The 6,415-nt window shown below is 62.0% G+C and carries 8 protein-coding genes and 2 pseudogenes; 5 read left to right on the forward strand and 5 right to left on the reverse strand.

Going from position 1 to position 6,415, the window contains the following annotated elements; genetic code table 11:
* Nucleotides 1-931: 931 nt before the first annotated feature.
* Complete coding sequence (gene hmgA / locus OC184_RS19110) at nt 932-2,293, reverse strand: homogentisate 1,2-dioxygenase (protein ID WP_265508742.1); 1,362 nt, start codon at nt 2,291-2,293, stop codon at nt 932-934.
* 116 nt (nt 2,294-2,409) lie between these two features.
* On the opposite strand from hmgA, the gene OC184_RS19115 reads away from it, so the two are divergent.
* Nucleotides 2,410-2,838, forward strand: a complete 429-nt coding sequence (locus tag OC184_RS19115) for a MarR family winged helix-turn-helix transcriptional regulator (RefSeq protein WP_265508744.1) — start codon at nt 2,410-2,412, stop codon at nt 2,836-2,838.
* 11 nt (nt 2,839-2,849) lie between these two features.
* On the opposite strand, the gene OC184_RS19120 is transcribed toward OC184_RS19115, so the two are convergent.
* The 4 genes and pseudogenes from OC184_RS19120 to OC184_RS19135 all read right to left on the reverse strand — a co-directional run bounded on the left by OC184_RS19120 (nt 2,850) and on the right by OC184_RS19135 (nt 4,731).
* Nucleotides 2,850-3,566, reverse strand: coding sequence for a prephenate dehydrogenase (locus OC184_RS19120; protein WP_265508745.1), 717 nt, complete (start codon nt 3,564-3,566; stop codon nt 2,850-2,852).
* 180 nt (nt 3,567-3,746) lie between these two features.
* A complete protein-coding gene (locus OC184_RS19125; protein ID WP_322630232.1) occupies nt 3,747-4,136 on the reverse strand; it encodes a helix-turn-helix transcriptional regulator in 390 nt (129 codons plus the stop codon).
* Between the two features lie 18 nt (nt 4,137-4,154).
* Nucleotides 4,155-4,616 (reverse strand): annotated as a pseudogene (locus OC184_RS19130) (AraC family transcriptional regulator ligand-binding domain-containing protein); the annotation flags it as partial.
* Nucleotides 4,558-4,731, reverse strand: a complete 174-nt coding sequence (locus OC184_RS19135; RefSeq protein WP_265508752.1) for a hypothetical protein — start codon at nt 4,729-4,731, stop codon at nt 4,558-4,560. The pseudogene OC184_RS19130 and the gene OC184_RS19135, both read right to left, overlap by 59 nt.
* A gap of 166 nt (nt 4,732-4,897) precedes the next feature.
* Here OC184_RS19135 and OC184_RS19140 point away from each other — a divergent pair, with 166 nt between their 5' ends.
* The 4 genes and pseudogenes from OC184_RS19140 to OC184_RS20745 form a co-directional block, all read left to right on the forward strand.
* Nucleotides 4,898-5,212, forward strand: coding sequence for a hypothetical protein (locus OC184_RS19140; protein ID WP_265508746.1), 315 nt, complete (start codon nt 4,898-4,900; stop codon nt 5,210-5,212).
* 17 nt (nt 5,213-5,229) lie between these two features.
* Nucleotides 5,230-5,559: a hypothetical protein gene (locus OC184_RS19145; RefSeq protein ID WP_265508747.1), complete on the forward strand. Its 330-nt coding sequence runs from the start codon at nt 5,230-5,232 to the stop codon at nt 5,557-5,559.
* Nucleotides 5,550-6,011, forward strand: coding sequence for an APC family permease (locus OC184_RS19150; protein ID WP_265508749.1), 462 nt, complete (start codon nt 5,550-5,552; stop codon nt 6,009-6,011). Before OC184_RS19145 ends, OC184_RS19150 begins: the two co-directional genes overlap by 10 nt.
* 36 nt (nt 6,012-6,047) lie before the next feature.
* Nucleotides 6,048-6,267, forward strand: a pseudogene (locus OC184_RS20745) (hypothetical protein); the annotation flags it as partial.
* Between the last annotated feature and the right edge of the window lie 148 nt (nt 6,268-6,415).

Below are 6,415 nucleotides of genomic sequence, written 5' to 3' on the forward strand. Positions count from 1 at the left end.
CTTCGCGTTTCTTGGACGTGCTGTGACGACGGTGCTTCTTGGTCATGCGGTTCTCCTTATCAGAACCGCGCCCCGGTCAAAATCTTCAGCTCAAGCTGTCCAGCCCGAGGGGCGCACTCCAATAGTGTCTAACTGCAGGCAAAAACGGAGCCGCGGCCGAATCCACGCTGGCTATGCTCGGGGCCACGCCCGACGGGAAGAAGGCGCTTGTCGTCTTCTGGGTTGGCGTGCGCAAGAGCGCACAGAGTTGGCATGAGCTGCTGGCTTAACGGGCTTCCCGGACACGCGCCATCAACAATGCGAGGGTCATTAGACCGCCAGCGTCCAGGTTCCCGAAATCCATGCAGCCGGCGGTAGAGGCCGACCTGCGCAAGGTCTGGCAGGCCCAGTCCGGCGCCGCAGCGGCAACGCGATGAACACTTTCGTCAAAGACTGCGGCGCCAAGCTCTAAAAGGATCAACAGGAAGCGTTTCCGAGGAACGAACCTACCAGATTGCTCCGCAGAATGACCTGCAACAGATGAACCAGTCTATCATCCCCATCATCAAGGTGAGAAGGGCGACTTGGACATACGGCAGAAGCACGATGGTCAGTGCTCCGTCCGCCAACCCCGCGTCTGCCAGCGACGGGACGTTTGGCCGCGATCAATCGCGGCGGTAGATCCAGACATCCACAGCGCCGCTGACAATGAACACGTGAGGAGGTTTGGCAGCAGCGGTCACGGGGGTCAGTCACAAGTAAAAGTGCCGGTACCGCCAGAGCGCCCGCCGACGTCAGCCCGCCCTTGGCTGCACCCCCAGAAGATAGAGAAACAGGTGTTCCACTCATCCCCTGATGAGCGAAGGCTTTGAGGTTCGGGCTGCGCTGTCCCGATAGCCGCGTGTCAGGCGAACGGATGAACCGGTGCAGGTGGCCTGCACTGGTTCGCGGCTCATTTCACTCCGGGCGTGCCGTCGAACTTCTTCTGAAGCTGGTTCCAGACCTCGACATATTCGGGCTGCATCGGCGCCTCGCGCGCGGCCCATTCCGTCAGGTGCTGGGGAAAGCGCGTCTCGAACATGAAGGACATGGTGTTCTCCAGCTTGTGGGGCTTAAGCTCGGCGTTGCTGGCGCCCTCGAAGGCGTCGCGGTCGGGGCCGTGGGGCAGCATGCAGTTGTGCAGGCTGATCCCGCCCGGCGCGAAGCCCCGGGGCTTGGCGTCATACTGGCCGTAGATGTTGCCCATCAGCTCGGACATGATGTTCTTGTGGTACCAGGGCGGGCGGAAGCTGTGCTCGGCCACCATCCAGCGCTCGCGGAAGAGGACGAAGTCGATATTCGCCGTCCCCTCCTGTCCGGAAGGCGCGGTCAGCACCGTGAAGATCGAGGGGTCCGGGTGATCAAAGAGGATCGCGCCGACCGGCGAGTATGTGCGCAGGTCGTACTTGTAGGCGCAGTAGTTGCCGTGCCAGGCCACGACGTCCAGCGGGCTGTGGCCGATATGGCTCTCATGGAACTGGCCGCACCACTTGATGACGACGCGGCTTGGCACCTCGCGGTCCTCGAAGGCGGCGACGGGGCACTTGAAGTCGCGCGGGTTGGCCAGGCAGTTCGCGCCGATGGGGCCGCGATGGGGCAGGTCGAACTTCTGACCATAGTTCTCGCAGACGAAGCCCCGGGCCGGGCCTTCCAGCACCTCGACCCGATACACCAGCCCGCGCGGGATGATGGCGATCTCCTTCGGCTCCAGGTCGATGATGCCCAGCTCGGTCGCAAAGCGCAGCCGCCCTTCTTGCGGGACGACCAGCAACTCGCTGTCGGCCGAGAAGAAATACTCGTCCTCCATCGACCGGGTGACCAGGTAGACGTGGCTTGCCATCCCGACCTGGATGTTGACATCGCCCGCCGTGGTCATGGTCCGCATGCCGGTGATCCAGGTCAGATCACTTTCGGGCATGGGGATCGGGTCCCACCGGTACTGCCCCAGGCTGGTCACGTTCGGCACCACGTTTGGCGCCGTCTTCCAGTGCGGCACCTCGATCGGGCTGAAGCGGCCGGTGTGGTGGACCGAGGGGCGGATGCGATAGCACCAGGTCCGCTCGTTCTGGCCGCGCGGCGCGGTGAAGGCGGTGCCCGACAGCTGTTCGGCATACAGGCCATAGTTGCACTTCTGCGGGCTGTTCTGGCCCTGCGGCAGCGCGCCCGGCAGCGCCTCGGTCTCGAAGTCGTTGCCGAAGCCGGGCATGTAGCCTTCGTGCGTGCCGATGGCTCCGCTGGCGCGGATCATGCCGCGCGGCAGGTCGTGGGTGGTCATCGCGCTCCTCCTGCAGATTCGTTGTGCTTGCAACGTATACTGTTGCAATGGCAACGGCGTCAAGTCCTGTTGCGGCTGCAACGGTTTTCTGATGATCTTGGGGCAAGGAGATCGCCATGTCATTTCAACTGGACCAGTTCCTGCCCTACCAGCTTTCCGTTGCCGCGGCAGAGATCAGCCGGCGCTTTGCGGCCCGCTATGCCGCCGAGGCCGGAATCAGCATCCCCGAGTGGCGCGTTCTGGCGCATCTGGGGCACTCGGGCGCGGTCAGCGTCCGCGACATCACGCAGCGTGTCCACCTCGATAAGTCAGTTGTTAGCCGTGCGGCTTCCCGGCTGCAGGAGGTAGGCTACGTCGCCAAGTCTGACCATGGCGAAGACCGGCGGCTGATCGTCCTGCAACTGACGCCGCAGGGCGAGGATTTGATGAGGAGACTGTCTGCTGTTGCGGACAAGTTCCAGGATGAGCTTCGTGCTCTGCTGGGCAAAGACGCGGCGGCCTTTGAGAACGGTCTGGCGCGACTTCTGGCCGGTGCCGATGGCTGAAGCCCGGCGCTTCAGGCCCCTCCTGCCAGGAATTGTGCCAACTGCACACGCAGTGGCACGAGGTGGCGGTTTCCGCCAGTGACAGCCTCATACACTTCTGGGGCATCGTGTCGGACCATGGACAGCCCCTCCATGATCAGATCGAAGCTGCGGGTGCGGATCATCGGGTGAGGCTGCAGGTCCCCCATAGCGCGCGCAAGAAGATGGGTCAGCCCCTGCGTCAGAGCTGCATGCCGGTCGTGCTCCTCCGGCGTGGCGATCACGATCCGCATTTGCAGGACATGGCGCATAAAGGCTGCGATGCGTCGCCACTGCTGCCCGCGCAAAGGACAAAGCACGATCCGTGCTCCGGCCAGCCCTGCTGCCGCGCTTTGTGGGCCGAACATGGGATGGGTGCCCAAGATCTGTACGTCAGCCGGTAGCAAGGCGGCCATGAGCGAGGCGGGCCCTTCCTTGACTGAGCAAACATCGACAACGACTTGACCTGCCCGCAGATGAGGGGCGATTTGCTCGAGGCAAAGCCGAAGCGCCGGAACCGGAACCGCCAAGAGCACGATGTCGAAATCCCCAGCCGCCTCGGGACCAACTACAGGATAGCCGGTGCTATCCGGTGCCACCGCGGGGTCACAAACTGTGATCGGAAGATGAGGTGCAAGAGCTTCGGCAACGAGCCGGCCGAAGGCGCCGAAGCCGAAAATCAGGACCGAAGGGAGCGGCAGGATGGACATAGGCGTGTTCCTTGGGAAGATGCGCCAGGGTCCGGGATGTTTCCGATGCTCGACCGCTGGCGGTGAGCAGCGGTGGCATGACAAGGCATTCCGCTGCTCAGGGCAGCGGATAATAACGCTTCGCGAAGGACTGTGTCTTGCTCGTCATGGCAGGGCGCATAGACCGCGGCGGCTCTGGGGTCAAGGCCGGCGCTGCTTTGAGGGTGCCGCTCCCGTTCGTTTCTTGAATGCGCGCCAGAACGCGGTGCTGTCAGCGTATCCGAGACGACGGGCGATCTCGGAACTGGACGCTTGACCGCTGCGAAGCTGAGTACAGCCCAGTTCAAGACGAGCTTCCATAACCAGTTCCCGAAGCGAAGAGCCTTGCGCAGCGAGATGTCGTTGCAGGGTGCGCGGTGACAGGCTCAGTCCACTTGCAATCAGCGTCAGGTTCACGGGCCGCTGACCAAGATGCAATCGCACAAGGCTGCGGACGCGATCAGTCAGATCGCCTTCTTTAGTTCGATGCGACAAGTCCTCCACATGACGCGAAAGGATTGTCAGAAGATCGGCATTCTCGACCCTTTGCACCTTTTCGGCGGTTGCCAAGTCAAAGAACAGGCGGTTCGCCGTCTGGCCAAAGCTTGCGCGAATACCGAGGAGCCGGTCCAGGTTCGAGCTACCTTCAGGTTCGGCATGCTCCACATGAACTTCGACAGGTCGTCCAGCAGCACCGAATGCATCGCGTGCCAGAGCGACCGTGGCCGCCAGCGTATACTCGCTTTCCTACCGGCGGGGCCACAGCGAGGGGACTTCAAGTCTGTAGGTCCAGACAAGATGCTCATCGCGGGCCTCCACCTGGATCATGGTGGCGTCCTGCCAAGCGTTCAGCATTCCGGCTAGTCGCTCCAATCCGCGACGGAGGGTTGCAGACCCGCCAAAGATCAACCCCACTGGCCCAAGATCTGCTGCCCGAAAGCCGGTGCCCACACGCGCGCACAAGAATGGATTGTCACGACTCGGCAGCACCCTCAGGGAATACCACGTAGCGATACAGCGGGATCTTCGCATAGGGATCCGAAACCATAGATCTCGTCAGCATGTTTCTCGACAGAAGGCGATCGGCACGACGCTCCCGCTGATCCAGCACCCGCAGGATTGGCCCGAGGCTGGAGGCGCGGATCATGAAGGCTCCCAAAGCCGTTCCGCCTCGCATCGTGTCCTCTGGCGCAAAATATTGAATCCTTGGCGCATCAAATTAGCTGCGGCCGATCCTAACCTACTGTTCGTTTCGTATAAAATAAAAGGTTGGGACGAAGCAGCGGAAGCTTTCATCCGTCTGGGAGGACATCATGTCAGAAACACACGCCGGAGGTGCTGCAACGTCGGCCGCGCTGTCACGAAACTCTATCGGCACGACTCATATCGTCTTCTTCGTGATTGCCGCCGTGGCGCCGCTCGCATCTGTCGTAGAAGGGTCGCCCACCGCATTCGCCTTCGGCAACGGGGCAGGGGTTCCGGGTGTCTATTTGCTGGCCGGTCTTCTGTACCTGATCTTCTCCGTGGGCTTCACCGCAGTGAGCCGGACGGCGGGCTCGTTTGGGGGCTTCTATACCTACATTGCCAAGGGACTGGACGTCCCGCCGGCGTTGCCGCAGTCCTCGTAGCGCTCCTCACCTACAAGATGATCCAGCTGGCCGTCTACGCGCTGTTCGGCATCTTCGTCTCCGGAGCGCTGGCAGGCGTGGGTGTCAAGACGCCGTTGTGGCTTCCGACGCTTGAAATCATTGCGCTGATCTGGCTCTGCGGCGCGCGTAACATCGCCTTCTCGGGCCGTCTCCTGGGGATCTGCATGTTGGCCGAAATCGCTATTCTTTTCGTGCTCGACATCGGCATCCTGACACGAGGGGGCGGGCCGGACGGGATCACCTTCACCTCCTTGGCCCCCAAAACGTTTTTGCGCCGGGACTTGGTGCGGCACTGGTCTCCGTTGTCGGGTCGCTCATGGGATTAGAAGCCACGGCGATCTTCGCCGAAGGGGCGAAGCGTCCGGAACGTACGATCCCGCGCGCAACATTCATTGCCGTTGCGCTGATCGCCGGCTTCTACGTCTTCTCGACTTGGTCGATCACGCAGTACTTCGGGCCTGCCACCGCACAAGCAGCCGCCCTGGAAGGGCTGGAGACATTCTTCTTAGTCGCTGCTGCCGATGTTCTGGGGCGCTGGTCGGTCACCGCCATCGAACTCCTGCTGATCGTCAGCCTGTTCGCGTCGGCTTTCAGCTTTCACAACACGATCAACCGCTACTTTTTCGCGCTTGGTCGCGAGGGGCTGCTGCCCCGTAGCCTCGGACTTGTGTATCAACGTCACGGCTCGCCGCACGTGGCAGGGCGCGCGCAGAGCCTGATGGCACTGGCTCTTCTGGTAGCCGCAGTCGTGACCGACGTGTTTGATCCCCCGGTTTGATGGTGCGATCCTTTTTCAGGAATGGAAGGAAGCATTATGGGTCAGGTTCGTCACGGGAGCGCCACGACCACGCACGCCGTCAGAGCTGCAATAATGAGGGCTGGCCCGCCATCGGTCCGAGGGTCGGCCCGAATGATCGCAAGCTTCGCTCGCGACGCTGAGCCGGGAACTGGGGATTAACTCCAAGACGGTTGCGAAGTGGCGCAAACGCCAGACGGTCGAGGATCTCAAGACGGGGCCGAAGGAGCCACGTTCGAGGCGTTGTTGCATGAAGCCTTTTTGGGATACACATTGCACGTCCAGCGACATAGCTGAACGGCATTTCCAAGCCCGCGCTTACTCGCTACCGCACCCTGAACTGGTCTGCCTACAACGCTGCGCTGTGTGAGCGCGGCTCGCTGACC

Origin of the sequence: Paracoccus rhizosphaerae, from assembly GCF_026162645.1 — a bacterium.
Classification (GTDB): domain Bacteria; phylum Pseudomonadota; class Alphaproteobacteria; order Rhodobacterales; family Rhodobacteraceae; genus Paracoccus; species Paracoccus rhizosphaerae.